This window comes from Aggregatibacter sp. oral taxon 458 str. W10330 (genome assembly GCF_000466335.1).
GTDB lineage: Bacteria > Pseudomonadota > Gammaproteobacteria > Enterobacterales > Pasteurellaceae > Aggregatibacter.
In genome coordinates this window covers 14,318-40,143 of sequence record NZ_KE952594.1, presented here as the reverse complement: position 1 = coordinate 40,143, position 25,826 = coordinate 14,318, and the positions used below count along the sequence as shown (strand labels likewise).

The 25,826-nt window shown below is 44.1% G+C and carries 22 protein-coding genes, 1 other RNA gene and 1 pseudogene; 7 read left to right on the top strand and 17 right to left on the bottom strand.

Annotated elements, in window-relative coordinates; all coding sequences use genetic code 11:
- From HMPREF9065_RS08370 to metC, 4 genes are all read right to left on the bottom strand, one after another.
- Nucleotides 1-2,019, bottom strand: coding sequence for an ABC transporter permease (locus HMPREF9065_RS08370; protein WP_021615322.1), 2,019 nt, complete (start codon nucleotides 2,017-2,019; stop codon nucleotides 1-3).
- Nucleotides 2,020-2,076: 57 nt separating this feature from the next.
- Nucleotides 2,077-3,105, bottom strand: coding sequence for an ABC transporter substrate-binding protein (locus HMPREF9065_RS08375; protein WP_021615321.1), 1,029 nt, complete (start codon nucleotides 3,103-3,105; stop codon nucleotides 2,077-2,079).
- 144 nt (nucleotides 3,106-3,249) lie between these two features.
- A complete protein-coding gene (locus HMPREF9065_RS08380) occupies nucleotides 3,250-4,332 on the bottom strand; it encodes a porin (protein ID WP_033002373.1) in 1,083 nt (360 codons plus the stop codon).
- 214 nt (nucleotides 4,333-4,546) lie between these two features.
- Complete coding sequence (gene metC, locus HMPREF9065_RS08385) at nucleotides 4,547-5,740, bottom strand: cystathionine beta-lyase (RefSeq protein WP_021615319.1); 1,194 nt, start codon at nucleotides 5,738-5,740, stop codon at nucleotides 4,547-4,549.
- A 185-nt stretch (nucleotides 5,741-5,925) separates the two neighbouring features.
- Between metC and pgsA the strand changes: the two genes are divergently transcribed.
- Nucleotides 5,926-6,483, top strand: a complete 558-nt coding sequence (gene pgsA, locus HMPREF9065_RS08390; RefSeq protein WP_021615318.1) for a CDP-diacylglycerol--glycerol-3-phosphate 3-phosphatidyltransferase — start codon at nucleotides 5,926-5,928, stop codon at nucleotides 6,481-6,483.
- A 61-nt stretch (nucleotides 6,484-6,544) separates the two neighbouring features.
- On the opposite strand, the gene HMPREF9065_RS08395 is transcribed toward pgsA, so the two are convergent.
- From HMPREF9065_RS08395 to sfsA, 6 genes are all read right to left on the bottom strand, one after another.
- A complete protein-coding gene (locus HMPREF9065_RS08395; protein ID WP_021615317.1) occupies nucleotides 6,545-6,925 on the bottom strand; it encodes a SufE family protein in 381 nt (126 codons plus the stop codon).
- Entirely contained in the window at nucleotides 6,922-8,121 is a 1,200-nt protein-coding gene (locus HMPREF9065_RS08400; RefSeq protein WP_033002372.1) for an aminotransferase class V-fold PLP-dependent enzyme, read from the bottom strand. Before HMPREF9065_RS08400 ends, HMPREF9065_RS08395 begins: the two co-directional genes overlap by 4 nt.
- Before the next feature lie 2 nt (nucleotides 8,122-8,123).
- Nucleotides 8,124-8,537 (bottom strand): thermonuclease family protein, encoded by a 414-nt coding sequence (locus HMPREF9065_RS08405; RefSeq protein WP_021615315.1) that lies wholly within the window; start codon nucleotides 8,535-8,537, stop codon nucleotides 8,124-8,126.
- A 71-nt stretch (nucleotides 8,538-8,608) separates the two neighbouring features.
- Complete coding sequence (locus tag HMPREF9065_RS08410; protein WP_021615314.1) at nucleotides 8,609-9,544, bottom strand: aminoimidazole riboside kinase; 936 nt, start codon at nucleotides 9,542-9,544, stop codon at nucleotides 8,609-8,611.
- Nucleotides 9,545-9,633: 89 nt separating this feature from the next.
- Entirely contained in the window at nucleotides 9,634-10,821 is a 1,188-nt protein-coding gene (gene tyrS, locus HMPREF9065_RS08415) for a tyrosine--tRNA ligase (protein ID WP_021615313.1), read from the bottom strand.
- Between the two features lie 233 nt (nucleotides 10,822-11,054).
- On the bottom strand, nucleotides 11,055-11,786 hold the full coding sequence (gene sfsA, locus HMPREF9065_RS08420; RefSeq protein ID WP_021615312.1) for a DNA/RNA nuclease SfsA: 732 nt from the start codon (nucleotides 11,784-11,786) through the stop codon (nucleotides 11,055-11,057).
- Between the two features lie 298 nt (nucleotides 11,787-12,084).
- On the opposite strand from sfsA, the gene pntA reads away from it, so the two are divergent.
- The 4 genes and pseudogenes from pntA to HMPREF9065_RS10460 form a co-directional block, all read left to right on the top strand.
- Nucleotides 12,085-13,620, top strand: coding sequence for a Re/Si-specific NAD(P)(+) transhydrogenase subunit alpha (pntA, locus tag HMPREF9065_RS08425; RefSeq protein WP_021615311.1), 1,536 nt, complete (start codon nucleotides 12,085-12,087; stop codon nucleotides 13,618-13,620).
- A gap of 10 nt (nucleotides 13,621-13,630) precedes the next feature.
- Nucleotides 13,631-15,055 carry a Re/Si-specific NAD(P)(+) transhydrogenase subunit beta gene (gene pntB, locus HMPREF9065_RS08430; protein ID WP_021615310.1) on the top strand — a complete coding sequence of 475 codons (1,425 nt, stop codon included), beginning with the start codon at nucleotides 13,631-13,633 and terminating at the stop codon, nucleotides 15,053-15,055.
- A gap of 77 nt (nucleotides 15,056-15,132) precedes the next feature.
- Nucleotides 15,133-15,870, top strand: a complete 738-nt coding sequence (locus tag HMPREF9065_RS08435) for a lipopolysaccharide kinase InaA family protein (RefSeq protein WP_033002368.1) — start codon at nucleotides 15,133-15,135, stop codon at nucleotides 15,868-15,870.
- A 4-nt stretch (nucleotides 15,871-15,874) separates the two neighbouring features.
- Nucleotides 15,875-15,973, top strand: a pseudogene (locus HMPREF9065_RS10460) (lipoprotein); the annotation flags it as partial.
- A gap of 40 nt (nucleotides 15,974-16,013) precedes the next feature.
- Here the strand turns inward: HMPREF9065_RS10460 and HMPREF9065_RS08440 are convergent.
- Together HMPREF9065_RS08440 and tesB are read right to left on the bottom strand one after the other, a co-directional pair.
- Nucleotides 16,014-16,886 carry a ferritin-like domain-containing protein gene (locus HMPREF9065_RS08440; protein ID WP_021615308.1) on the bottom strand — a complete coding sequence of 291 codons (873 nt, stop codon included), beginning with the start codon at nucleotides 16,884-16,886 and terminating at the stop codon, nucleotides 16,014-16,016.
- A gap of 15 nt (nucleotides 16,887-16,901) precedes the next feature.
- Nucleotides 16,902-17,768, bottom strand: a complete 867-nt coding sequence (gene tesB / locus HMPREF9065_RS08445) for an acyl-CoA thioesterase II (protein WP_033002366.1) — start codon at nucleotides 17,766-17,768, stop codon at nucleotides 16,902-16,904.
- A 135-nt stretch (nucleotides 17,769-17,903) separates the two neighbouring features.
- On the opposite strand from tesB, the gene ffs reads away from it, so the two are divergent.
- Nucleotides 17,904-18,002: signal recognition particle sRNA small type (gene ffs, locus HMPREF9065_RS09765), an RNA gene on the top strand.
- A 23-nt stretch (nucleotides 18,003-18,025) separates the two neighbouring features.
- On the opposite strand, the gene cydC is transcribed toward ffs, so the two are convergent.
- The 5 genes from cydC to HMPREF9065_RS08470 form a co-directional block, all read right to left on the bottom strand.
- Nucleotides 18,026-19,759, bottom strand: a complete 1,734-nt coding sequence (cydC, locus tag HMPREF9065_RS08450; RefSeq protein WP_021615306.1) for a heme ABC transporter ATP-binding protein/permease CydC — start codon at nucleotides 19,757-19,759, stop codon at nucleotides 18,026-18,028.
- Nucleotides 19,759-21,522: a heme ABC transporter permease/ATP-binding protein CydD gene (gene cydD / locus HMPREF9065_RS08455; RefSeq protein WP_021615305.1), complete on the bottom strand. Its 1,764-nt coding sequence runs from the start codon at nucleotides 21,520-21,522 to the stop codon at nucleotides 19,759-19,761. The genes cydC and cydD overlap by 1 nt, the downstream gene beginning before the upstream one ends.
- 94 nt (nucleotides 21,523-21,616) lie before the next feature.
- Complete coding sequence (gene trxB / locus HMPREF9065_RS08460) at nucleotides 21,617-22,573, bottom strand: thioredoxin-disulfide reductase (RefSeq protein ID WP_021615304.1); 957 nt, start codon at nucleotides 22,571-22,573, stop codon at nucleotides 21,617-21,619.
- 53 nt (nucleotides 22,574-22,626) lie between these two features.
- Nucleotides 22,627-23,484 carry a co-chaperone YbbN gene (locus HMPREF9065_RS08465; RefSeq protein WP_021615303.1) on the bottom strand — a complete coding sequence of 286 codons (858 nt, stop codon included), beginning with the start codon at nucleotides 23,482-23,484 and terminating at the stop codon, nucleotides 22,627-22,629.
- A 188-nt stretch (nucleotides 23,485-23,672) separates the two neighbouring features.
- The gene (locus HMPREF9065_RS08470) at nucleotides 23,673-24,626 is read right to left on the bottom strand and encodes a GlxA family transcriptional regulator (RefSeq protein ID WP_021615302.1); all 954 of its coding nucleotides are present in this window, start codon (nucleotides 24,624-24,626) and stop codon (nucleotides 23,673-23,675) included.
- A 140-nt stretch (nucleotides 24,627-24,766) separates the two neighbouring features.
- Here HMPREF9065_RS08470 and HMPREF9065_RS08475 point away from each other — a divergent pair, with 140 nt between their 5' ends.
- Nucleotides 24,767-25,639, top strand: a complete 873-nt coding sequence (locus HMPREF9065_RS08475; protein WP_033002364.1) for an MBL fold metallo-hydrolase — start codon at nucleotides 24,767-24,769, stop codon at nucleotides 25,637-25,639.
- Nucleotides 25,640-25,826: the final 187 nt, after the last annotated feature.

Sequence of the window (25,826 nt, the reverse complement as noted above, 5' to 3'; positions counted from 1 at the left end):
TTATCGTCCTAATTTTGTCTCACCAACCCATCGACCGAATAAGCCGATAACCAGCATCATAATCACAATTAAACTGGCACCGTACGCCACCGCTAAGCCGTAATCGCCGTCTTCCACCCGATTTAAAATAAATGACGTTGCCACGCGGGTGCTTGGGGTGACTAAGAAAATAATCGCGCTAATGGTCGTCATCGCACGCACAAAACTGGTCACCAAGGCAGACAATAAAGCGGGTTTCAATAAAGGCAAGGTAATAAAACGCAAGGTTTGAAAAGTGCTGGCTTTTAAAGAATAGGCCGCTTCATCCAATGCCGGATCAAGTTGTTTAAAATTCACTAATGCGGCACGCAAACCAATGGGCATATTGCGCGTGACCATCGAAAGCACAATGATCGCCCCAGTGCCGGTTAAATAGATCGGCACATTATTGAACGCAAGGATGTAAGACACCCCGGCAACCGTTCCCGGCACGGCAAAACTGAGTAACGTCAGAAATTCAATGTGTTTTTGTCCGAAGAAGCGGTGACGAGAAAAGAAATAAGCCAACAAAAAACCACTCACTGCCGTAAAAGGGGCGGCGATCACGGCGAACAAGACGGTTTGCAATAAAGACGGAATGGCGCCGTTCTTCCAGCCTTGCCCGAATAACGTGATGTAATGTTGTAAAGTAAAGGTGTGATTAACACCCCAGTTCTGCATCACGCTGCCGTAAAAAATACTGCCATACAATAAAGCATTGAAAGCAACCCAGGCAGCAAAAATGCTCACAACGGTAATTTTTAAACCGAAAGATAAAGGCGTGCTTCGACCTTCAAACCCTTTGCCCGAGAGCGTAACGTAATTTTTCCGCCCGATAAAATGATATTGCAGCCAGAAAATCCCGAGGGAGATGCTTAACAAAATAATCCCCAAGGCACTTGCAGAGAAATAGTCGTTTTGTGCCCCCACAATGTAAAAATAAATTTGCGTTGCCAACACATCAAAATTGCCACCCAACACAAAAGGCGAGCTGAAATCCGCCAAGGATTGCACCATGACAATTAAAAAAGCATTGGCTAATGCCGGTTTTAACAAAGGTAACACGATAAAACGGAAACTCTGCCAACGATTTGCGCCGAGCATGACGGCGGCCTCTTCCAATTTCGGAGAAAGGTTTTTTAATGCGCCTTCCAACAACATAAATGCCATGGGCGTGAGTGCCAACGTGTGGGAAATCAGAATACCATTAAAGCCATAAAGCCAATTCGGACTCACACCAAAATGTTGCCCGAGAAATTGAGTGACATAGCCTGAGCGCCCAAACATCAACATCACGCCTAAGCTCACCACAAATGGCGGTGTCACCATTGGCAACAAAGAAAAAACCTTACTGATGAATAAACTGCGTTTGGCAATTCTTGTGGTGTACAACGCCAAAATGAGGGCAAAGGCAACAGAACACAAACCCACGGCAGAGGATACCGCCAAGGAATTGCCAATGACTTTCCACAAGCCGAGGTGGTTTAATAACGTAAAAACATTGCCAAACTCACCGGATTCGCCGGTAAAAAAGATCGTAAATAATGCAGTGAGCGGATAAAAAATAAAGCCGATCACCAACACGGCAAGCCCTGTGGCGACTGCCAATAAAAAATGATCTCCACGCAAAAAACCTAAACGCGCTAAGGCATCCACGAATATGGCGCCGATGGCAATAAACAGGAAAATCACCGCATAGCCGAAACGGAAAGCATAAGCCTCCGCCGAGAACCAAATGAACGCGACCCAAAGTGCGGTCAAAATAACGGTTGTTTTTGCTGAGTGGCGAGAAACAGGCTGTCGCTGAAACAAGGGGAAAATCCACAATGCACCAAACCACAGCCAACTGATATTGACCTGAGCCCATCCCATCGCGGCAAAATATTCTTTTGCGGTCGCCCCGAAAAGACCATAATCCAAGGCACGTACCGGCAAACAGGCAAATGCCAGAAAAGCGAGCAAAATCCAAGTGATAGGTTGATGGAATCGGTGTTTTAGCATGGATACGTCAGCATAAGATCTTGCTCGGCACGGTATTTATGCCGAGCATAGGAAGGGTTATTTCGATAATTTGATGTCAGCCAGCCACTTATTAATTAATCGCTTGCCTTCGTCTTTAGAGCCAAATTTCACAAAATCAAATTCAACAAAATCTAATTTTTTCGGGTCAACGGATTTTGGTGAAGATTCCGCATTGGCATTAGTTGGGATTTGATATAAACCGAAATCACGCCATGGCATTTCCTGTACCTCTTTCGATAACACAAAATCCATAAACAGTTTGGCATTATCGAGGTTACGTGCGCCTTTAATAATACTTGCACCACCCAACGCATAACCGGTTTTGCCTTGTGGAATCACCGTTTCCACCGGCGCACCTTTTTCTTTTTCCGTGGCATACGCATGCACAAAACCCACACTCACCGCACTTTCACCACGGGATAAATTTGCTGTCACCAAATTACTTTTCACATATTGCGAGACGTTTTCATTAAGCTTTTTCAAATAATCAAAGGCCTTCTCTTCGCCCCAAAGTTGAATCAAGGTTGCCATGATCGTATAAGTCGTACCGGAAGCGCGTGGATCCGGCAATTGAATTTCACCTTTATATTCCGGTTTGAGTAAGTCTTCCCAGGTTTGCGGCGCAGGCAATCCTAGTTGCGCCAATTTTTGTGTATTCACACCAAAGCCCAACACCAGCATATAGACAGCAGACGTGAAATCGCCTTTTTCTGCCATGAGCGACTTAAACTGCGGTAAGATTTCCGCTTGTTTTGGCGAACGGTAGGCTTCTAACAAACCCAATTCGCCCGCCTGGAAATGCGGCTCAATGGTGCCGCCATACCAAAAATCTGCCTGCGGATTGTCTTTCTCAGCGTTGATCTTGCCAAAAATGGTTTCCGTACCTCCGTGAACAAATTCGGTTTTCACGTCATATTTTTCACCGAACTGTGTCGTCACTTTTTCACACAACGCATTTTGCACTGTACAATACACGGTCAAACGTCCTTCTGCCGCCACCTGTTGGCTAAAAAATAAAGACGAAAGACACACCAAACCTAAACTCTGTTTAAACCATTTTTGCATTTTGCCATCCTCCAAAACTGAAAAAGTTACGCTGTTAAACGATTATATGCTATTTTTGGATTCTGTTTAACAGAGAAAAGACGAAGTTTATTCAAAAAAAAAGACCGACATAACGTCGGCCTTTTTAATGAGTATTAACTCAAATTAGAAGTGTACACGTAAACCTGCACCATAGACGTTTTCACTGGTACGTTGACCAACGTTATCTTTTTCAGTCGCGCGTGTATATTGTACGTAAGGAATAACATTTTTGCTTAACTTATAGTCAGCCATTGCGATGTATTGGTTTTTAATGCTTTTACCTTGATCTTGACCATTATAGTCTTTTTCACTGTAACGTTCCCATTGTAAACCAAGGGTAGATGGGATACCTGCTACATCTGCTAAGTCATATTTGCTTTCTAAGAAGATGTATTTGCCTTTGGTGTCATGTGTTGCACCAGTCACTTTTTCAGTGCTTTGACCGTAAGCCACTGCGAATCTGAATGCATCTAATCTATAGTGGGAAGATAATAACCAGTTATGATTTTTTTGTGATGTTGAAGAAGAGTTCACAGAATCATATTGATCGAAAGTGTAGCCTGCTGCGAATTCAATGTTATGATTTTTTTCAAAGTCATAGTTATAGAACGCAGTTACACCCGCACCATTTTTATAGCTATCATTTGTAGTATATTTTTCTGGATTACCGAATAGGTAGTCAGCACCGAAGCTAAAGCCTTCGAAATCAGCAGAACGGAATTTAATAGATTTATCCGCACTAGTAGTTAGCGGGTTGAGCTTACCTGAACGATAGTATAAGCCATCACCTAATACATCATCTGCAGTAGTGGCTTGACGACCGAAACTTAATTTACCCACGTTTTCAAAACCAAAACCCACAAATAATTTATTTGTGACAATGTTACCAAAAGTCGTTCCAGAACCTTCTTGATTTTCTTTTTGTTTATCTTTAAAACGAGTTTCATAGCCCACGAATGCAGATAAACCATTGTCTAATGTGTGAGATGCATTGACTTTAATACGAGAACCATCATCTTTAAGGTCTCCTCGTTGGGATTTTCCAAAATTGGCATTATCAAAGTCATGACCAACTTTTCCTAAGAAGATACGAGCAGAACCACCAAGTTCAACTTTAGTACCATCTTGGTTATAAACTGTTGCAGCGTTTGCTGCGCCGGTTGCTGCGAAAGCAGCGATTGCTAATGCGATTACTGTCTTTTTCATAATCTTCATTCCTTTTCAGAAATTATTTGTTATTAAGGTCAGTTTTGAACTTTTTCATTAAATTAGCATCAATGAATCATTCAGATTACTTCTTTTGAAGTGTCACGATCTTGGCAAAGAAAAATAAGCGTGTCAACAGTAACCTTACTTTTTTCTCTCCATTTTCTGACACAGATCACAGTTTTAAGGTAAGACTGTCTAATAAATCGTCACCTTAATTTTGTGCTAATCGTTTAAATCCTGCGCGTAAATCTTCAATTAAATCATCCACATCTTCTAAACCAATATGAATACGAATTAAGGTGCCTTCTAATTTTCGCGGAATATTCGGACGGATTTTGGCAACTTCCTCCGGTTGATTATAGAGAATCAAAGATTCAAAGCCGCCCCAAGAATAAGCCATGGTGAATAACTCAAAATGATTCATAAAGGCTTCAAGCTGTTGTTGTGTTAATTTTTGTTTTAACTCAAAAGAGAATAATCCGCTTGAACCGGTAAAATCCCGTTTAAAAAAGGCATTGCCGGGGCAACTTGGCAAGGCAGGATGATACACTGCTTTCACTTGCGGTTGTTGTGCCAACCATTGTGCCACTTTTATGCTGCTTTCTTCATGTTGTTTTAAGCGAATATTGAGTGTACGCAGTCCGCGAGCTGTGGTATAGGCGCTGTCGGCATCCACCATTTGCCCCATTAAATAAGAATGTTCGCGTAATTGATCCCAACAACGGGCATTGGCAACAGCTGTGCCAATCATCACATCGGAATGTCCCACTAAATATTTCGTGCCCGCCTGAATCGAAATATCAATATCATGTTCCAAAGCCTTGAACAACACACCGGCTGCCCACGTGTTATCGATCATAATAACAATCTCTGGGTTGATATTACGCACGGCAGAAACAATTGCCGGAATATCCGCCACTTCCATGGTGAGAGAACTTGGGGCTTCGAGAAATAATACTTTCGTATTCGGTTGGACGAGGTCGGCGATTTTGTCGCCTAGCATCGGATCATAAAAGGTCGTGCTTACGCCTAATTTTTTTAATACAACATTGCAGAAATCCTGTGTCGGCTCATAAGCCGCACCGGTCATTAGCACATGATCCCCGTTTTTCACAAAAGAAAGAATGCTATTCGTGACTGCCGCTGCACCACAAGGGTATAAATAGCAGCCTGCGCCGCCCTCTAATTCGGTCATCGCATCTTGCAAAGCAAAATGGGTTAAGGTACCGCGACGGCCATAAAAAAGCTCACCTTTTGCGCGATGCAGCGTGGCGTGCTTTTTATCTTCTAACGTCTCGAAAACAAGGGAAGAGGCGCGTTGCACAACCGGATTGACTGAACCAAGGGTATAACGTTTTTTTCTTCCGGCATGTACTAAGGTGGTGGCTAATGATTTTTTTGACATGATAATATCCTACAAAAAAGGGGAAAATGGATTAAAAGTGCGGTTGTTTTTTCGGGTAAAAATATTAACGCTAAATTTGTTTTGGAACTAGTTCCTTTTTACGCAAATTTACGCATAAGGCATTTAAAAATCACCAAATCTGATTTAGAATAACTTCATAATTCACCCTTGGTAGAACGCAAATCATGAAATTAAACATCCCCATTTTTTTAACGATATTTCGAGTTATTTTAATTCCCTTCTTCATTATTGCTTTCTATCTTCCCTTCGATTGGGCGCCTTTTTTAACTACGCTTCTTTTCTTTATTGCCGGTGTCACAGACTGGCTGGACGGCTATCTCGCCCGCAAATGGAAACAAACTACGCGTTTTGGTGCATTTTTAGATCCGGTAGCGGATAAAGTGATGGTAGTTGCCGGGCTTGTTTTAGTGGTGGAGTACAACCATACCTTTTGGATTACGCTGCCGGCGATTGTGGTGATTTCTCGAGAGATTATTATCTCCGCCTTGCGCGAATGGATGGCGGAATTAGGCAGTCGCAGCAAAGTGGCGGTGTCTTGGTTAGGCAAGGTAAAAACCACCTCACAAATGTTAGCGTTGGGCGGTTTATTGTGGCGTTATAACGTTTACATGGAAGTCGCTGCCATTATCCTACTTTATATTGCGGCGATTTTGACGATTTGGTCTATGCTGCAATACCTCACTGCGGCAAAAGACAGTCTCTTAGACGACCTACCAAAATAATATATTCATGACGTTAGGCTAACTTTGTAAGTTAGCCTAGAATCTTGTCCTCAAATCGCTTTTACAAATGATGCAAAATCTGTTCAATGTGTTTTAAACCGTTTAGGCGGGTCGTGCTTAAACGTTGAGCAATGCCAAGTTGGGTGAAATAAGCGGTTAAATCAAAATGGCGTAATTGTTCTGCGCTTTTGTTTTCAATGTGTTGCAACAAAATCCATAATAAACCGTTCATAATCCGCGCTTCGCTATAGGCTTGAAAGTGAAAAGTGCGGTCGTTTTTTTCGGTGAATTTAAACCATACTTGTACTTCGCAACCCGGAATGATTTTCATCTGGGCTAATTCATTTTCATTTGGCATGGGGAGATTTTTGCCGGCCTGAATAATCAAACGGTAGCGTTCTTCCCATGTTGTGGCATTGCGTAATTGTTGTTCAATGTTCATCTTAATAATTCTAAACTTTTATCTAAGGCGTTAAAAAATGCTTCAACGTCTGAGGCGATATTATAGGGCGCAAAGGATAAGCGCAGGATAGCGGCCTGTCCTAATCTTGCCAAATAAGGCTGTGCGCAATGTTCACCAACACGTAAAGCGATATTTTGTTCGGCTAATAGCGTGGCTAAATCGAAGGCGTTAATATCCTCAAAGACAAAGCTGACGACCGAACTGGGTTGTGGTGAGTTAAATAATTTGCATTGTTGATAAGAGGATAAACGTTGACGGGTCATTTCTGCCAAGCGTACGGCGTTTTCTTCCATTTCGCCAATATCCCATTGGCTTAACCATTCTAGCACGGCGTTAAAGCCAATCACGGCGGCAATATTCGGTGTGCCGGCTTCTAAGCGATAAGGCAGTTCAGCAAAGGTGATGTGTTGTTTACTCACTTTGCTAATCATCTTGCCGCCGTACTGCAAGGGCTGTAATAAATTTAACGCATCTAGTTTTCCGCTTAACACGCCAAGTCCGGTAGGTCCGTAAATTTTATGGGCGGAAAAGGCAATAAAATCGGCATCTAATTCAGCCAAGTCAATTTTGATATGGCTAATGGCTTGTGCCGCATCCACTAAAACCCGTGCAGCACTGCGCGCACGAATCAATTCAATCAATTGTTTAACAGGTTGCTGTGTGCCGGTGACATTAGAGGCAAAATTTAATGCCACCAATTTGGTGCGAGGGCTGAGTTTTTGTAATAAGGCATTGGTGTCGATTAGCCAATTATCCAATATCGGCAAGACATGAATGATTGCGCCGGTTTTCTTTGCCACTTGGTGCCATGTGACGAAATTGGCATGATGATCCGCTTCACTGATTATGATTTCATCGCCGGCATTGAGATGCGGCAATAAACCGTTTGCCACCGTGTTAATGGCCTGGGTCGTGCCTGATGTCCAAATCACTGCCTGTTCGCTTTCGGCATGAATTAACTGCTTAACCCGGCGACGAGCCTGTTCATAAAGTGCGGTCTGTTTTTCGTCATATTGACTGCGATGCACCGAACCGGCGGATTGATAAAAGGCAACCGTTGCCTCGATTAAGCACTGCGGTTTGAGGGTGGTTGCGGCATTATCAAGATAAATCACCGCCTTTTCATGAGTGAAGTAGGGAAAGTCTTGACGAAATATCAGAGGATCAAAATGCATTTTTACCTTCTTTGTTGTTGACGCCATAAATGGGGTTCAATAGGCGAGGGATCGCGCCACAAACCGCGTCGACGTTCTCTTGCCATTTGCTCAGCCTGTAAATAGGCAACATCCTGTAAATATTGCCGATAAGCCCACGCCATGCCTTGTTGTACCATGATTAAATTGATGTTTTGCCCTTGCTTATCATACACCGTTGCCAAGGTGCGCTGATAGCGATCGTAACCTTGAATATTTAATGTCACATGGCGTTTATGAATAAGCGAACCCAGCATTTGACGGGATTTTTTCCCGAAAGGCTGTGCTTTTTCCGGTGCGTCGATTTCGGCTAACCGCACTTTAATGGGGTTGAGATTTGCCGTTAAACAGGTGAACGTGTCGCCGTCGCTAATTCCCACCACAAAACAATCTGCCATGCGCGCTTGCAAAGCGAGGGGGAGAATAAAACAGAAAAAACACAGAAAATATCGCATCGTGAAGATATTTGTTACAGTGCGACGTTGTCACAAAATGCTGCCAGTTGCGCCTTATTTGGCAAGGCAGACATCGCGCCTTTTGCCGTGGTAGCTAACGCGCCACAAGCGTTAGCCTGACGAAGAATTTGCTCAAGCACAGAAATTTCTTTCCAATCTGAATGTTGTGAAAGCCCAGCAAGAAGACCGCCGACAAAGGCATCGCCTGCACCTGTAGTGTCAACCGGTTTTAAGGCTTTGCCGGCAACCACATCTTGTTTATCGGCTAAATGATAGCGTGCACCGTCTTTGCCCAAGGTCACAATGATCAATTTTTCCGGATAAAGTGCGGTGATTTTTTCAAATGCGTCGTCTAGGGTTTGTGTGTCAGTGAGCAGCGTTAATTCTTCTTCTGAGAATTTCAATACATCTGCCAATGCCACAGCTTGCATAACGGTTTGCTTCATGTCGTCAAAACTTGACCAAAGGGATTCGCGCAAATTCGGATCGAAAGAGAAGAATCCGCCCGCGGCTTTAATTCGGCGAATCGCTTCAAAGGTGGTTTCACGAGAAGGATTGTTAATTAAGGCAATGGAGCAACAATGGAGCCATTCGTTTGCTTGAAAATTCGGTAAATCCGCCACTTGTAAAAATTGGTCGGCACTTGGGTTCACCATAAAGGTAAAGCTCCGTTCGCCGTAATCTAACCCGACGATAACCGTGGAAGTACGCTGTTGCGGATCAAGAATCATGTGGCTGGTTTGTACGTTTTCCTGTTGTAGGGTTTGTTGCATAAATTCGCCCAATGGATCTTTGCCCACGCGACCGATAAACGCACTTTCACCGCCTAAACGGGCAATACCTACCGCCACGTTTGCCGGGGCGCCGCCAGCACAACGCAAATAATGATTTTCTCCGTCGGGGATTAAATCCACTACGGCATCACCTAATACCCAGATCTTTTGATGCATATTCTGCTCCTTGTGTTAGCCCTAAAAAACGCGGATAAAAATAACCGCACTTTATGAAGCCATAAGTGCGGTTCGTTTTTATGATGTTTTTATTTCACCGTGACCTTGGCGAACTTACGTTTACCCACTTGGTAAACCGCAGTCGAAGTGCTAATAACAAGTTTGGCGTCTTCTACTTTTTCACCGTCAATTTTCACGCCACCTTGTTGTACCATACGGTTGGCTTCTGAAGTCGAAGCCACTAAACCGGCTTCTTTTAACAAGTTGGCAAGCCCGATTTCGCCTTCAAAGGTAAATTCAGGCATGTCATCCGGCATCGCGCCTTTTTGGAAGCGGTTGATAAATTCTTGTTCAGCCGCCTCTGCCGCTGCCTCATCATGGAAACGGGCAATAATTTCTTTGGCTAATAAGATTTTGACATCGCGTGGATTTTTGCCGTTTGCCACATCTGCTTTCAATTGGGCAATTTCTGCTAATGGACGGAAAGAAAGCAGGTTGTACCAATCCCACATTAAGTCATCGGAAATGGACATGATTTTGCCGAACATTTCACTTGGCGCTTCGGTGACACCGATATAGTTGCCGAGGGATTTAGACATTTTTTTCTCGCCATCCAAGCCCACTAATAATGGCAGGGTAATCGCCACTTGTGGTTTTTGACCGGCAGATTTTTGTAATTCACGACCCACTAATAAATTGAATTTTTGGTCGGTTCCGCCTAACTCAACATCGGCTTCCAACGCAACAGAATCATGACCTTGCAAGAGCGGGTAAATAAATTCATGAATCGCAATGGGTTGATTGTTAGAGAAACGTTTTTTGAAATCATCACGTTCTAACATTCGGGCAACAGTGTAGTTGCTTGCTAAACGAATCATGCCTTCGGTGCCTAATTTACCCAACCATTCAGAGTTGAATACAATATGGGTTTTTTGCGGATCGAGAATTTTGTAAATTTGTTGTTTGTAGGTTTCCGCATTACGTAACACATCTTCGCGGCTAAGCGGTGGACGAGTCGTGTTTTTCCCGGACGGATCGCCCACCATGCCGGTGAAGTCACCGATTAAGAAATAAACTTCGTGGCCTAATTGTTGGAATTGACGTAATTTGTTTAATACCACAGTGTGACCTAAATGAATATCCGGTGCAGTAGGGTCTGCGCCGAGTTTCACGCGCAATGGGCGATTTTCTTTAAGTTTTTCAATTAAATCCTGTTCAGAAAGAATTTCATCTACGCCGCGTTTTAGTTCCGCGAGAACGGTATTCATATCAGTCATGTCTTTTCCTAATGTTATTCAATTTACCGAAAGGCTACATTATAGAGATTATTCGCTAAATTTGAATTATTTTTAAGGGAAAGGGCAGATTTCAGGCGAAAAAAAACGCCTCTTGTGGGGGATGAGGCGTTGAAGTTGGAGTGATTATCTATTGTTGTTTGAATGATTAAATGATAATTATTCTCAAAATTAATGTCAAGCACTTTAATGAAAATAATTCTCAAATAATTTACTTAAATCCCATTTAGCTTAAGTGGTACGACCTTTGTGAGATGAAGTGCGGTCGGAATTCCCTGCGTTTTTTCAAATTCAGCCGTATAGGCGTAAGCCTCAACCCCTTCATTGAGCGCATGGAGAAAGAGTTCGTGATATTTCGGATCAATGTGTTTCGCGATTTGGAAATGATCGAAGCCGTCGTGTAATCCACAGAAGAAAATCACGGCGCGATGACCTTGCTTTTTCATGGCGATCAATTCGCGCAAGTGTTTTTGTCCGCGCGTGGTGACAGCATCGGGAAACATACCGAGTTTTTTGTCGTTATCCACATAAGTAATGGATTTCACTTCCACATAACAATCGGGCAGATTGTTACCTTTTAGCAGAAAATCGATACGGCTGTTTTCCTCGCCGTATTTCACTTCCGGATGAATTTCATCATACATAGCCAGTTCGAGAATTTGCTTTTTTTGTAAGGCATCAAAGGTGAGCTGATTAGAACGGTGCGTGTTAATGCAAACCAGATTGCCATTGGCTAATTGCGTTAATTCCCATGAACTTGGGTATTTTCGTGTGGCGCTGTCAGAGGTGGAATACCAAACGGTGTCGCCTTCCGCGCCGCAGCCGATCATCGCGCCGGTATTGGCGCAGTGCAGCGTGGTGATATCGCCGTTTGGCAGTTGCACATCGGTTAAGAAACGTTTGTAACGACGGATTAAGGTGGCGGATTGTAGAGGAGGTAATTGCATTGTGTTTGACCTTGAGCATCAAAGTGCGGTTAAGTTTTTCCGTGTTTTTAACTGACCGAATGTGAAATGGCAGTCAAAATATTCGCGCGCTAAGATAGCAAAGCGAGGAATGAATTTCTAATTTTTTTTATGTGCTACCACAAATTGCAATAGGGATCACATATTGAATAAAAAGCCGAAAAAATTTTTTAGTTTTTAAGGGATTAATGATAGAGTGGGGCTAATTTGACTGCCTAGAGGCGTCATTTCGGGCGGGTAAGTTTGTTACCTAAATCTTAACCAATCAAAGGGAATCATTATGTTAATTGGTGTACCTAGAGAACGGCTTGATAATGAAAGTCGAGTGGCGGCAACGCCGAAAACGGTTCAGCAAATTTTGAAGCTCGGTTTCGACGTAATTGTTGAACATGATGCGGGTTTCAAAGCCAGTTTTGAAGATCAGGCATTTGTAGCTGCCGGTGCAAAAGTCGGTGATGCCGCACAGGTTTGGCAAGCGGACATTATTTTTAAAGTCAACGCGCCGACCGACGATGAAATCGCTTTAATTAAAGAAGGGGCAACCTTAGTCAGCTTTATCTGGCCTGCGCAAAATCCGCAGCTCATGGAAAAACTGTCAGCGAAAAAAATCAATGTGTTGGCGATGGATGCCGTGCCGCGTATTTCTCGTGCGCAAGCGTTGGATGCATTAAGTTCGATGGCAAATATTGCCGGTTATCGTGCCGTGGTGGAAGCCGCACATGAATTTGGCAGTTTCTTTACCGGACAAATTACCGCCGCAGGTAAAGTGCCGCCGGCAAAAGTGTTGGTGATTGGTGCGGGTGTTGCCGGTCTTGCTGCGATTGGCGCAGCAAACAGTCTAGGTGCCATTGTACGTGCTTTTGACTCCCGTCCGGAAGTAAAAGAACAAGTAGAAAGTATGGGCGCCAGCTTCCTTGAAATCGATTTCAAAGAAGAAGGCGGCAGCGGCGATGGCTATGCCAAAGTCATGTCTGAGGAGTTCAATCGTCGCGCACTTGCCCTTTATGCAGAACAAGCGAAAGAAGTGGACATTATCATTACCACCGCATTAATTCCGGGTAGACCTGCACCGCGCTTAATCACCAAAGAAATGGTGGAATCCATGAAGCCGGGTAGCGTGATTGTGGATTTAGCCGCAGCGACCGGCGGTAACTGTGAATTGAGTAAAGCCGGCGAAGTGGTGGTTACCGATAATCAAGTGAAAATCATTGGTTACACCGATTTACCAAGCCGCTTACCAACGCAATCTTCCCAACTTTACGGTACCAACCTTGTTAACTTATTGAAATTGCTTTGCAAAAATAAAGACGGTCAAATCGACATCAATTTCGACGACGTGGTATTACGTGGCGTGACAGTGATTCGTGATGGCGAAGTCACATGGCCAGCTCCGCCTATTCAAGTTTCCGCTCAACCGCAACAACAAGCGAAAGCCGCAAGTGCGGTCAAAAAAGAGGAAGAAAAACCAACGGATCCGCGTAAAAAATACGGCATTATGGCGGCTGTGGGTGTGCTTTTCTTATGGCTCACCTCTATTGCGCCGGCGGCTTTCCTTTCTCACTTCACCGTGTTCGTCTTGGCTTGTGTCGTGGGTTACTATGTGGTTTGGAATGTTAGCCATGCGCTGCATACCCCATTGATGGCGGTAACAAATGCCATTTCAGGAATTATCATCGTGGGGGCGTTATTGCAAATCTCACAAGGTCATTTCTTCATTAGTGTGTTGGCGTTTATTGCGATTTTAGTGGCAAGCATCAACATTTTTGGTGGCTTCCGCGTCACTCAACGTATGCTTTCCATGTTTAGAAAAGGCTAAGGAGAAAATCATGTCAGAAGGTTTTGTACAAGCTGCGTATATTGTGGCAGCGTTGCTCTTCATTATGAGCTTAGCCGGTCTTTCTAAACACGAAACGGCGAAAGCAGGATGCTGGTACGGCATTATCGGGATGGGGATTGCCCTCATCGCCACCATCTTCGGGCCAAAATCCGAAGGCACGTTATGGATCATCATTGCGATGGTGATTGGTGGGGCGATCGGTATTCAACGTGCATTAAAAGTCGAAATGACAGAAATGCCGGAATTGGTGGCGATCTTGCACAGTTTTGTCGGTTTGGCTGCTGTATTGGTGGGCTATAACAGCTATGGTTTGCATGATATCCCAACCATGCCGAATGGTTTAAATGACGTAGAACAAGCGAAATTCTTGGCAGAACAAGCCGCACTTGCCAGCGTGCATAACGTGGAAGTGTTCTTGGGGATCTTCATTGGTGCGGTGACATTCACCGGCTCTGTGGTGGCATTTGGTAAATTAAGCGGAAAAATTAATTCTAAAGCCTTAATGTTGCCACACCGCCACAAATTAAACTTAGCCGCACTTATCGTTTCTGCCTTATTAATGGTGGCGTTCTTAAATGAACCGGAAAACATCTTCCCGGTATTAATCATGACGGTAATTGCACTCGCTTTCGGTTGGCATTTAGTGGCCTCTATCGGTGGTGCAGACATGCCGGTGGTGGTGTCCATGCTGAACTCCTATTCCGGTTGGGCAGCGGCAGCAGCTGGCTTTATGCTCAGCAACGACCTGTTAATTGTGACGGGTGCGTTGGTGGGTTCTTCCGGTGCGATCTTGTCTTACATCATGTGTAAAGCCATGAACCGCTCTTTCATCAGCGTTATCGCCGGTGGTTTTGGTAATGATGTTCAAGTGTCTTCCGATACGGAACAAGGCGAACACCGCGAAACCACTGCAGAAGAAGTGGCGGAATTATTGAAAAACTCCAGCTCTGTCATTATCACCCCAGGATACGGCATGGCGGTGGCGCAAGCACAATATCCGGTGGCGGAAATCACCCAAAAATTACGTGAGCGTGGCGTAAACGTGCGTTTTGGTATCCACCCGGTTGCCGGACGTTTGCCGGGCCACATGAACGTGTTATTGGCAGAAGCCAAAGTGCCTTACGACATCGTGTTGGAAATGGATGAAATCAATGACGATTTCGCTGACACCGACACCGTTTTGGTTATCGGCGCGAACGACACCGTAAACCCTGCGGCGATGGACGATCCGCACAGCCCAATCGCCGGTATGCCGGTATTGGAAGTGTGGAAAGCGGCTAACGTGGTGGTATTCAAACGTTCCATGAATACCGGTTACGCCGGCGTACAAAATCCATTGTTCTTCAAAGAAAACACGCAAATGCTGTTTGGTGATGCGAAAGAACGTGTGGATGACATCTTAAAAGCGTTGTAATTTGCTTTGGATAACAAGCTAAAAAATAAAAGTGCGGTGAGTTTTGACCGCACTTTATGTTTGTGAGGAACGAAAATATGTCGCAATTATCTGCATTGCCTTTTGAGGAATATGTTCAGCAAGTGCTTGCCGAGCATAAAGGTGAGCGCGTATATCATTTTACTTATAACGATAAAGATTTTTGGTTGAAACAACCGGAACAATTACACGGTGTGTGGCATTTTTTGAAACCAAAACCGAAACAAGCCTTTAAAAACGAAATTCAAAGTTTGCAATATCTTGAGGAACATCAAGCGCCGGTGCCGCACCTTGAAATGTTTGGTGAGGATTTCTTAGTGTTGGAGGACGGCGGAAACAGTGTGGCCCATTGGATGGGGCTTCATCTTTCCGAACAACAAAAACGCGCTATTTTATTAGATGCGGCGGTGGCATTGGCGACTTTGCATCAACAAGGGTTGGTGCACGGACGTCCGGCAATTCGCGATATTCTATGGCGTGATGGTCAAGTGTTGTTTATTGATTTTGAAGTGAATGCGACCAAGCGGGCTTTAAGTAAGCAAAAAGCGCGTGATTTGTTGCTGTTTATCTATAATTTATGTCGTGAAGATGAATTGTCCGATGAGATCATTTGCGATGTTATGCGAAAATACCGTGAATGTTGCGAGCCACAGGAGTGGCTGGATATGTTGGCATCCGTAGAACATTATCGTTGTATTTACTATTTATTGTTGCCCTTTAAATCTATCGCCAAGCGCGATCTTATCGGGATTTATCGGCTATACCAGAATATTGAACAAGTGAAAAAAGAGGACTAAATGAAAAAAAATTATCATGACATTATTTATTGTTTGGACTCTCAGCGCCTGTTCCGTCGGTGTCGGTGTTGGCGTGGGTGTTGGCACTGGCGTTCGATTCTAAAAAAATGCCCGATAATATTTCTTATCGGGCATTTTATTTTTTACTGCTTAATGTACGACTTTAATGTCTGTTCCACTTCATAAATCCAATCTAATTCATGTTGCGTGAACCCGGCTTGTAAACGGGCATCTGTGTTGATTACCCCTTTAAAAATCACAATACGATATTTATGTAGCAATTCGGTAAAGCATTTCATGGCATCCAATCCTCGTTTGGCGGAAAGTGCGTGATACCAATGATTGCCGATATAAACGTGTCCGATTTCATCCGTTAAAATCACATCTAAAATCTTGACGGCAGCCATGTCTTTCCGTTGCGCAATTTTTTCTTGTAACACAGGCGTGGCATCCAGCCCTCGCGCTTCCAGTACACGTGGTACTAATGCCATACGTTCCCAAATATCATGCGCAGTTGCCTGTGCCATTTCCCATAAACCGGCATGGGCTTCAAAATCGCCGTATTGATATCCAAGGGTCTGCAAATGTGAGTTGACTAAGGAAAAATGGGTGCTTTCTTCACGTGCGACACGTAGCCAATCCTTTACAAATGCCATGCCCTCGCTTAATTCTTGTTGCGCATTTCGGCCAAACCGCCAAGCTGCATCTAAGCCTAAATTAATGGCATTAAATTCAATATGGGCAATAGCGTGCAACGTTGCGGCATAACCTTCTTCTGTGGCGAAAGAACGTTTCGGCACATCTTTCGGTGCAACGAGCCGTGGCTTCTCCGGAATACCGGCAAGATCCATTTGTGGCGTGACTTCCGGAAAATCGGATAATTCCGTCAATTTAATCTGCGGTAATAGCGCATCATAAAGATGATTCACTAGGCGGCATTTTTCTAACGGATCCGTGGTTTGCAGTGCTGTGGTAACGGCATGCCAAAAATCTTGAGCGGCATAAAGTGCGGTCATTTTTTCCCTCGTTTTTTATTGTTCTTCCGGAACGTAACGAATTAACCCTTCTTGTTGGGTGGTCGCAATTAATCTGCCATCTGCTGCAAAAAATTGACCACGTGCAAGGCCACGGGCGGCATAGGCGTTGTTACTTTCAATGGCATAGAGCAACCAATCATTCATATCAAACGGGCGATGAAACCAAATAGAATGGTCGATGGTGGCGACTTTCATGCCTTTTTGTAAAAAGCCTTTTTCATGGGGATGAAGTGCGGTCAAAATGCAATGAAAATCGGAGAAGTAGGCAAGCAGACATTGTTGAATGCGATAGTCTGTCGGTGCTTCGCCATTGGTACGTACCCAAGAGTATTGTTGTGGTGGCAGTTTGTGTCCGCGGAACGGATTATTTAAATATTTGGTGCGAATATCAAAGGGACGCTCTGCCGTAAATTTATCGCGCACGGCTTCCGGAATGGTTTGTGCCATTTGCTGAATGACCGAGCTTTCTGACATGAGGGCATCAGGTGCTTCTACCTTTGGCATCTCGCTTTGGTGTTCAAAGCCTTGTTCTAAGGTTTGGAAGGAGGTGGTAATGTGACAAATCGGTGATTTATGTTGAATGGCTTTTACCCGCATCGCCGTAAAATTTCTGCCCTCGCGTAAAATTTCGACATCATAAATAATCGGATATTGGCTGTCGCCCGGCGAGAGAAAATAGGCGTGGCAAGAATGTAAAAAACGATCTTGCGGGGCGACTTGAATCGCAGCAGAAAGCGCCTGCGCCACGACTTGACCACCGAACACTTGGCGAAACCCGAGATCTTGGCTTGCACCGCGAAAAAGTAAATCGTCGATTTTTTCCAGTTTTAACAGTTCAATCAGTTGATTAAGTGCGGTCATAATTTTCCTCATTTGTTTAAAGTTCAGGCTGTCTTGACGTGATCCGGAGATAATATTTGCAATTCAAGAGGGCTTATTGCATAATGCGAAGCCTTAATCGCGCGATCAAATCTTGCGGTTAATTCAATGGAAACCTTTTCGGTCCCTCGCAATGAAGTCTGGTTTACCAGGTCAGGTTCGGAAGAAAGCAGCCAGAGTCAGAATTTTCGTGTGCCGAGACTAAGCCGGAAAGGTTTCCACCTTTCCAGCCCTTCCTTTTAAATACGTTGTGTCAGTTGCTTGAAAAAGCCATTTTCTTTATTGATCAATTCGCTGTACGAACCTTGTTCAATTAATCGACTGTTATCGATCATCACAAGTTGATCAAATTGCTCAATGGCGGTTAAACGGTGCGTCACCATAATCAAGGTTTTACCGACACTGTGTGCTAAAATCGCTTGCAGAATATTGCGTTCGGTTTCGCGATCCAAACCTTCTGTCGGTTCATCTAAGAGTAAAATAGGCGCATCATTTAATAACACACGCGCTAAGCCTAAACGACGTTGTTCACCGCCCGATAAAGGACGACCGCCGTCTCCCAGCCATAAATCTAATCCTTGTTCTTGATTCACTAATTTTTCCAAGCCCACTTGTTGTAGCACAGCAACCATTTTTTCATCGCTCAATGGCGCATGGGTAGCCAGTTGCAAGTTGTTACGCAACGTATCGCTAAACACATGCACGCGTTGCGTTAAGAAACAAAATTGTTGGCGTAAACTGCTTTCGCTATAGGCTTGAATGCGATTGCCGGCGAATAAGATTTCTCCTTGGTTGGCATCATAATTGCGTACCAATAATTGAAGTAGCGTCGATTTGCCGCTGCCGGTTTTCCCTAAAATGGCAAGTTTTTCACCGGCTTCAATATGGAGATTTAAGTCCACTAATGCCGGGTTATCACGTTGCGGATAAGTGAAATGAACGTGATTAATTTGCAATAACGGCGCTTGAGTTTGGCTTTCAACAAGTTGCGTACCGGAAAAATCCACCAGGGGTTGCTGTTCGATAATATCCGTTACCCGTTCAGCCGACGCCACCATTTGCCCGATGTGCAAAAATGCGGCGCCGATCGGCATTAAAATTTCAAAAGAGGCGAGGGCGGCAAAGGCAAACAAGCCAATCAACGCTGCGCGGTATTCATCGCTGCCCAAATCCACTTGCGCGGCAAACCACATCACAATACATAACACCAAGCCGTTGGCGAACAACAAAAGTGCGGTGGAAAATCCCGATAAATTCGCTTCCTGTTGTTGATAGGCTTGCCATTGCTGTTCTGTTTGGCTCAATTTATCTTTTAGTTTTTCTTCCCCGTTAAACAGCAACAATTCCGCTTGAGCCTGAATAAATTCCACAAATTGTGTACGGTACAGGGCGCGGGATTGGGTTAATTTTGCGCCGAATTTGTTGCCCAGATGGTAAAAGATTGTTGGAATCACCAATAATAATGTCAGTAACGTGAGACCAAGGAACAGTGCAAGTGGCACATGAACGAAACTTAATCCAATGGTAATAAATGTAATCACCACAATGGCGCTGATAAATGGTGCAATCAGGCGAAGATAAAGACCATCCAAGGTATCCACATCGGCAACCAAACGGTTTAATAAATCGCTGTTACGATAGCGATTGAGCACGCCCGGGCTTAACGGAATAATTTTGCTAAATACTTGCACGCGTAATTTGGCTAACACGCGGAAAGTGGCATCATGGGTGACGACTTTTTCAAAATAGCGCGCCACAGTGCGCCCGATGGCTAAACCGCGTACGCTGGCAGATGGATAGAAAAAGTTAAACAGCGAGCCTAAGCCGGCAATGGCGGTCGCTGCGAGGAACCAACCGGAAAGGGTAAGCAACCCGATGCTGGAGGCAAGTCCTAAAATCATTAACAAACCACCGAAAATTAACGGCAGTTTGGCAAATTTAAATAAACGAATAAAAGGCAATAAAGCACGCATTAGTTAATATCCTGTTGTCGTTGTGCCAATAATTCGGCGAAGAAACCTTGATGTTGCAGTTGGTCAAAATGCCCCTGCTGAATAATTTGTCCGTGGCGCATCACTAAAATGGTGTCGCATTGTTTCAGATCTTCAATGCGGTGGGTGATCATCACGGTTGTTTGTTGGCGACTGATGTGTTGCAAGGCTTGTAATACCTGATTTTCCGATTGCGCATCGAGGCTGGCGGTCGGTTCATCCAGTAACAACAAATCACCTTTACGCAGTAGCGCACGAGCAACGGCCAAACGTTGTGCTTGACCCACGGACACGCCAATACCACCTTCTTTAATTTCTGCCTCTAATCCGAGACGGTCGGTAAATTCTTTCGCTTGCGCTAAGGCCAACGCGTGATCAATTTCTTGCGTGGAAGCTTGAATGTCACCCAATAATAAATTCTCTTTAATCGTGCCTTGCAACAACAACGGGTTTTGTCCAACCCAGGCAATGTGTTTGCGCCATTGGGCTAAATCGACATCGCGCAATTCTTGCCCGTTGATTTTTAGGCTGCCTTCATAAGGTAAAAAGCCCAAAATGGCATTGATCAGCGAGGTTTTTCCGGCACCGCTTTGTCCCACAATCGCGATGTGGCTCTGCGCGGGAATATGGAAATTCAGCGCTTCTGTCAGCGGTTTGCCTTGTGGCGACAAGACCACCACATTTTCACCTGAAATTTCCACCGCACTTTGGCTTTCAAATGCCGCTTTGCTGTTGCCTTGAGCGATTAAATAATCTTCTTCCAAGAAATCCACGATGGCATCTGCCGCACCAATACCGGCTGCACGGTCATGATAATAAGTGCCGAGGTCGCGTAAGGGTTGGTAAAACTCCGGTGCAAGAATGAGGCAGAAGAAACCGATAAAGAGTGTAATCGGCGTGCCGTAACTGCCGAATTCCACTTGCCCTAAATAACTGAAACCGAAATACACCGCCATTAATGCAATAGAAATCGAAGTGAAAAACTCGAGGACGGCAGAGGAGAGGAACGCCATTTTTAGCACATCCATGGTAGTTTCACGGAAATCTTCCGTGCTGTTTTCAATATGGCGGGTTTGCTCGGAAGTGCGGTCGAATAAACGTAAGGTTTCCAAACCGCGCAGACGATCGAGGAATTGACCGCTTAACCGCGCAAGGGTATCCATGTTCTTTTGGCTGCTGTCTGCTGCAGCTTTACCCACTAAAATCATGAAGATAGGAATCAGCGGCGCGGTGCCCATTAAAATCAAACCGGCTGCCCAGTTTAACGGGAACACGGCAATCAGAATAATCATTGGCACAATGGCGGAAAGCGCTTGTTGCGGTAAATAGCGGGCGTAGAAATTATGCAAGTTTTCCACCTGTTCCAACATGATGGTTGCCCAGCTTCCGGCAGGTTTATTGTTAATCGTTGCCGGGCCAACTTGATGGATTTTATCCAAAATTTGCTGACGAATCATATTCCGTAATAATTGACCGCACTTGAAGCCGATTTTTTCTCGGATCCACAAAATCAGAGCACGTAGCGCAAAGCCGACGACTAAGCCGATAAAGTAAGGCGCTAAACCGGTGACCGGTTCGCCCAGAATAATGAGCTTATGCAGCAAAGCGGCCAAGAGATAAGTCTGCCCCACTAAAATCACTGAAGAGAACGTGGCGAGCAGAATGTTGAGATTCAAATATTTTTTAATCGGCTTTTGCTGTGTGCGAAGCCATTGTTGCAAATATTTTTGACGAGATTTATCCATAAGTTATGTTTTATCAGAAACAGAAAAATGGAAGGTGGGCGTTATTGCCCACCCTGTATTGATGATGTGTTGTCTCGGAGCGATGACTGAACGGTTATGCTTTTTGCGCATCTAAATAACGCTCAGCATCTAATGCCGCCATGCAGCCGGTGCCGGCAGAGGTAATGGCTTGACGATAATTGTGATCCATCACATCGCCTGCGGCAAAAACGCCTTCCACGGAAGTGGCGGTTGCATTGCCGTCTAAACCGGATTTCACCACGATATAGCCGTTGTTTAATTCCAGCTGATCTTGGAAAATTTCCGTATTCGGTGCATGGCCGATTGCCACGAAGACGCCGTCTAATGCGACCTCTTCCGTTGCTTCGGATTGCACGTCTTTCAAACGCACGCCGGTCACGCCCATGTTGTCGCCCAACACTTCATCTAAAGTGCGGTTGGTATGCAGCACGATTTTGCCTTCTTCCACTTTTTTGTATAAGCGGTCGATGAGAATTTTTTCTGCGCGGAAACTGTCGCGACGGTGGATCAAATGCACCTCAGAAGCAATGTTGGCTAAATAGAGCGCTTCTTCCACGGCGGTGTTACCGCCACCGATGACGGCAACCGGTTTGTTGCGATAGAAGAAACCGTCACAAGTGGCACAAGCGGAAACGCCACGACCTTTGAAGTTTTCTTCGGAAGGTAAGCCTAAATAACGGGCAGAAGCACCGGTGGCGATGATTAATGCATCGCAGCTAAAGGTTTGTGCATCGCCGTATAATTTGAATGGGCGAGAAGATAAATCTACACGGTTAATATGATCGAAAACGATCTCGGTCTCAAATTTTTCGGCGTGTTGCAACATTCTTTGCATTAATTCCGGGCCGGTCGTTTCACCGAAATCCCCCGGCCAGTTTTCAATTTCGCTGGTGGTGGTGAGCTGTCCACCTTGTTGTAAACCGGTGACGAGCACCGGTTTCAAATTGGCGCGTGCCGCATAAATAGCCGCCGTGTAACCGGCAGGGCCTGAGCCTAAAATGAGTAATTGTGCGTGTTTAATATCTGACATAATCAATCCTTATCAACTTAATATTTGCGAGCGCTATTATAGAAGATTTCCTATCAGTACAACAACGAATAGAGCAATCGGCGGTATTTATTGGTTACCGGATCGTTGTTGCCGATAGCGGCCAAAATAGATAAAAATTCCTGCTTAATTTTGCCCTCTTCTGCGCCTAAATCTTGACGTAAAATGGTAAATAACAAGTCCAAAGCCTCTTCATTGCGGTTGGCTTGGTGTAATTGCAACGCCAATTTTAATGCGAGATCATGGGTTGGCTGTTTGGCAAATTCTTCCTGTAATTGTTGAATTTCCGGCGTATCCGCAGCTTTAATCAACAACTCAATTTGTGCCTGTAAACCTTGCCAGCGACTGTCACGATCTTGTAGCGGGATTTTGTTTAAAATCTGTTGCGCAGGCTCGGTTTTTTTCATGGCGATATAGGTTTCTGCATAGAGTAGCGCGATGTCGCTGTTTTTCTGATCAGACAACTCCCACGCTTCTTTCAGCAACGGCAATGCCTGCTCATAATTTTCCACCGCAAGCAAATCCAACGCCTGATTAAATTTGATTTCTTCCTCTTTCGGTAAAATGGCACTTAAACGCTGTTGCAACGTGGTGTTGTCCAATGCCCCCTGAAAAGCATCTAACGCTTGTCCGTCTCTAAATAAATAAGTGGTCGGCAAGGCTTGAATACGAAACTGCGCCGCCACCATTTGTTCTTTCTCACAATTCACTTTGGCTAATACAAATTGCCCTTGATATTGATTGGCATAATTTTCCAAGGTTTTCACAAACGCCACAGAATCCGCATGGCTTGGCGCATAAAACGTGATCACCAAAGGATGATGTTGTGAAAGCTGTAAAATTTCGTTGAGATTTTGCTCGTTTAGGTCACGAATGGAAGGGAAATCCGCCATATTCTTCTCTTTTTTTGAATGAAATGAATGCCACGCATTATAGCAAAGTGCGGTGGGATTTTTTAGTGTTTTTCAGGGTATAGCCTCTTAAAGGATTGTAATATTAGCGACTCGCATAAAGGCGATCCGGATAGGGTTTCAAACGTCAAAATACCCGAAAAACCGACCGCACTTTAAAATAAAAAGATCTAAACATCCTCAATTTGAAACTGCTTACGCCAGCGATTCGGTGAAATCTTATGTTTCTTCAAGAAATGCTGACGCAAGGCGGTATCGCTATGAAATCCACTTTGTTCTGAAATATCAGTAATAGATAAATCTGTGCTTTCCAAAAGCTCTCTTGCTCGTTGTAGCCTTGCTTCAATTAACCATTGATTTAATGACATTCCGGTTGCTTTGCGAAAATGTCGGGTGAAAGTGCTACGGCTCATTGACAAACGTTCGGCAAGGCTATCAGTCGAATGAAGTGCGGTCAGATTTTCATTTAAATAAGCAAGCAACGCATTGATATTATGATTAGGTGTGGAACGAGAAATAGGGCGTTCGATAAATTGTGCTTGTCCGCCTTCACGATGAGGAGGGATAACCAGCATTCGGGCAATATGATTGGCAATTTTCACACCATATAATTTACGAACAATAGAAAGACAACAATCCATGGAAGCGGCTGTTCCTGCGGAGGTAATCAGTCGATCTTGTTCTAAATAAATAGGATTTAAATCCCATTTCACCTGTGGAAAGCGACAAGTAAAATCACTATCTCCTAGCCAATGTGTGGTTGCTTTTTTGCCGTTAAGTAGACCACTGCACGCTAACACATAGGCACCATAACATAAACCCACCACTGTCGCACCACGTTGATATGCTTGCCGTAACGCCCTTAATAAAGCCTCACTCGGCATCACTTGAGTATCATGCCATCCAGTCATCACAACAATATCGGCATTCTCCAACCACTCTAAACCTCCATCTAAATGTATGTGAAATAGCGAGTTTGTCAGGTTGTCCGAATCGCTAACGATTTTACACTCAAATAACGGCTTGCCGTTTAAATCCGACATAGAAAAAACGGAATATGCCATCGCAAAATGAATGGGCATCATTTGTTCATACACAATCAAAGCAACTGTGGGTGTATTCATTTTATTCTCCTACTTTGATATGAGCATAACACAAAAATGACCCGATTATTACGTTTATTGATTTTTTATCCATTTTTACGCAATCTTGTTCTCACTATAATATGTTTATTCATTCAATAACGTATAGAAAAGGAAAAACAATGAACTTAAAAACCTTAATTAGCACTACAGCATTGGCTATTAGCGCAAATACTTTCGCCGTAGATCTTGCCTCTAAAAACACTGATAGCTACCAACATATCCGCAATGCTACTGGTCGCCTGAACTACGCAGGGAAAACTTTTTTAATTGATCCGATGCTTGCTGAAAAAGGACGTTATGCAGGCTTTGAAGGGACATTAAATAGCCATTTGCGTAATCCACTTGTGGAATTGCCGATGAAAGCAGAAGATACTTTCAAAGATGTTGATGCCATTATTTTGACTCATACACATGAAGATCATTGGGATGAGGTTGCACAAAAAATTTTACCTAAATCCATCAAAATTTTTGTGCAACATGAACGGGATGGTGACTTACTCAAAGCGCAAGGTTTTACTAACATAACCAGTTTATCGCTAGAAAAACCGGTGGAGTTCGAAGGTATTATTTTAAATAAAACCGGCGGTTCTCACGGCACAACGGAAATGTACGCTGTACCACAATTAGCCGAGATTTTAGATGAGGCGATGGGCGTAACATTCCAAGCGAAAGACCATCCAACGGTTTATTTGGTTGGTGACACAGTTTGGACTGCCGAAGTAAACAAAGCCATTAATCGTTATAAACCTGATGTAATGATTATGAACACAGGTGATGCGCGTACCTTAGCTTTTCCGAATGATGGCATTATTATGGGGTTACAAGATGTTGCTCATGCTCGTCAAATGCTACCAAATACAAAACTTATCACAGTGCACATGGATGCAGTAAATCATATGTCTGTTTACCGTAAGGATTTACGCCAATTTGTCCAAGCAAACAAGCTTGAAAATGTAGTAATTCCAGAAGATGGTGAAACAGTGAAGTTTTAAAAACAAGCGGTTGAGTTCTTAGGATAATTCACAAAAAATACCTAAAAATTTAACCGCACTTCGTTATAAAAAAGCCGTCTGAATTTTCAGACGGCCTTTGATTATAGCCAGGCAAAGTCAGGCTATAAAAACCATACGCTATGCGTATGGAGACAAATAGCTTAAGCGATGAACAGAAAAAAATCCT

Bases quoted from the DNA above. Each gene is read 5' to 3' on its own strand.
- HMPREF9065_RS08370 (WP_021615322.1), bottom strand. From the start codon at position 2,019: ATGCTAAAACACCGATTCCATCAACCTATCACTTGGATTTTGCTCGCT.
- HMPREF9065_RS08375 (WP_021615321.1), bottom strand. From the start codon at position 3,105: ATGCAAAAATGGTTTAAACAGAGTTTAGGTTTGGTGTGTCTTTCGTCT.
- HMPREF9065_RS08380 (WP_033002373.1), bottom strand. From the start codon at position 4,332: ATGAAAAAGACAGTAATCGCATTAGCAATCGCTGCTTTCGCAGCAACC.
- metC (WP_021615319.1), bottom strand. From the start codon at position 5,740: ATGTCAAAAAAATCATTAGCCACCACCTTAGTACATGCCGGAAGAAAA.
- pgsA (WP_021615318.1), top strand. From the start codon at position 5,926: ATGAAATTAAACATCCCCATTTTTTTAACGATATTTCGAGTTATTTTA.
- HMPREF9065_RS08395 (WP_021615317.1), bottom strand. From the start codon at position 6,925: ATGAACATTGAACAACAATTACGCAATGCCACAACATGGGAAGAACGC.
- HMPREF9065_RS08400 (WP_033002372.1), bottom strand. From the start codon at position 8,121: ATGCATTTTGATCCTCTGATATTTCGTCAAGACTTTCCCTACTTCACT.
- HMPREF9065_RS08405 (WP_021615315.1), bottom strand. From the start codon at position 8,537: ATGGCAGATTGTTTTGTGGTGGGAATTAGCGACGGCGACACGTTCACC.
- HMPREF9065_RS08410 (WP_021615314.1), bottom strand. From the start codon at position 9,544: ATGCATCAAAAGATCTGGGTATTAGGTGATGCCGTAGTGGATTTAATC.
- tyrS (WP_021615313.1), bottom strand. From the start codon at position 10,821: ATGACTGATATGAATACCGTTCTCGCGGAACTAAAACGCGGCGTAGAT.
- sfsA (WP_021615312.1), bottom strand. From the start codon at position 11,786: ATGCAATTACCTCCTCTACAATCCGCCACCTTAATCCGTCGTTACAAA.
- pntA (WP_021615311.1), top strand. From the start codon at position 12,085: ATGTTAATTGGTGTACCTAGAGAACGGCTTGATAATGAAAGTCGAGTG.
- pntB (WP_021615310.1), top strand. From the start codon at position 13,631: ATGTCAGAAGGTTTTGTACAAGCTGCGTATATTGTGGCAGCGTTGCTC.
- HMPREF9065_RS08435 (WP_033002368.1), top strand. From the start codon at position 15,133: ATGTCGCAATTATCTGCATTGCCTTTTGAGGAATATGTTCAGCAAGTG.
- HMPREF9065_RS08440 (WP_021615308.1), bottom strand. From the start codon at position 16,886: ATGACCGCACTTTATGCCGCTCAAGATTTTTGGCATGCCGTTACCACA.
- tesB (WP_033002366.1), bottom strand. From the start codon at position 17,768: ATGACCGCACTTAATCAACTGATTGAACTGTTAAAACTGGAAAAAATC.
- cydC (WP_021615306.1), bottom strand. From the start codon at position 19,759: ATGCGTGCTTTATTGCCTTTTATTCGTTTATTTAAATTTGCCAAACTG.
- cydD (WP_021615305.1), bottom strand. From the start codon at position 21,522: ATGGATAAATCTCGTCAAAAATATTTGCAACAATGGCTTCGCACACAG.
- trxB (WP_021615304.1), bottom strand. From the start codon at position 22,573: ATGTCAGATATTAAACACGCACAATTACTCATTTTAGGCTCAGGCCCT.
- HMPREF9065_RS08465 (WP_021615303.1), bottom strand. From the start codon at position 23,484: ATGGCGGATTTCCCTTCCATTCGTGACCTAAACGAGCAAAATCTCAAC.
- HMPREF9065_RS08470 (WP_021615302.1), bottom strand. From the start codon at position 24,626: ATGAATACACCCACAGTTGCTTTGATTGTGTATGAACAAATGATGCCC.
- HMPREF9065_RS08475 (WP_033002364.1), top strand. From the start codon at position 24,767: ATGAACTTAAAAACCTTAATTAGCACTACAGCATTGGCTATTAGCGCA.